1 protein-coding gene is annotated in these 825 nt (G+C 56.0%); it reads left to right on the forward strand.

What is annotated here, in order from left to right; genetic code table 11:
* The coding region (locus ACRQDJ_RS09245) for a thrombospondin type 3 repeat-containing protein (RefSeq protein WP_435718007.1) at positions 1-825 on the forward strand (825 nt) is incomplete at both ends.

Below are 825 nucleotides of genomic sequence, written 5' to 3' on the forward strand. Positions count from 1 at the left end.
ATCCCGAGGGCTCGCGCGATACTGCGCTAGCCAAGGACGCATTTGCCGCCAAGCCCACTCCGGAGTACAAGCACACCTCGGTTGACCTCGACACGACCGAGACTGTTGCTTCGCCGCTTCACAAGGAAAACGGAACCAAGCCGCGAGATGCCAAGTATGCTCCGCTTGATGACAACACGAAGATTCCGGCGGAACTGCTTGCTGATGTCGACCAGGCCAAGGTGAAGGTTGGCCAGCAGCCCTGGGCGACGGTTAATGAGGATGGGACAATTTCCCTTGCTCCGAAGAAGGGCGAAGCCGAGCCTGGTGAGTACCTCATCCCGGTCAAGATGACCACACCAACAGGGGAGAAGATTCTCCTTGCTCCGATCACTGTGCGTGATCCGAACGCCGATGGTGATAACGACGGCACTCCGGACCTGAAGGATCAGTGTCCTGCTGTTGCTGGGCCGGCTTCTAATAATGGTTGCCCGGCTTGGGGTGATGGTGATGGTAAGCCTGGCGCGGATGTGACGCTGGCGAAGGATCCTGCTAATGGTCCGATTCCGGATACTGCGTCGTGTGAAGCTTCCAATGGTGCTACTTGTTCCTTTGATGGGGACGGGAACGTTGTTGTGAAGGTTCCTGGGGATGCTAAGGATAAGGACGAGATTACTGTCACGATCAAGGATGGTGACAAGGTCTTCGATACGTCGAAGGTGACTGTTAATGATCCTGATAGTGATGGGGATACTGTCCCGGATTCGCTGGATCAGTGTCCTGCTGTTGCTGGGCCGGCTTCTAATAATGGTTGCCCGGCTTGGGGTGATGGTGATGGTAAGCCTG

Origin of the sequence: Actinotignum urematis (assembly GCF_051264595.1) — a bacterium.
Taxonomy (GTDB): domain Bacteria; phylum Actinomycetota; class Actinomycetes; order Actinomycetales; family Actinomycetaceae; genus Actinotignum; species Actinotignum timonense_A.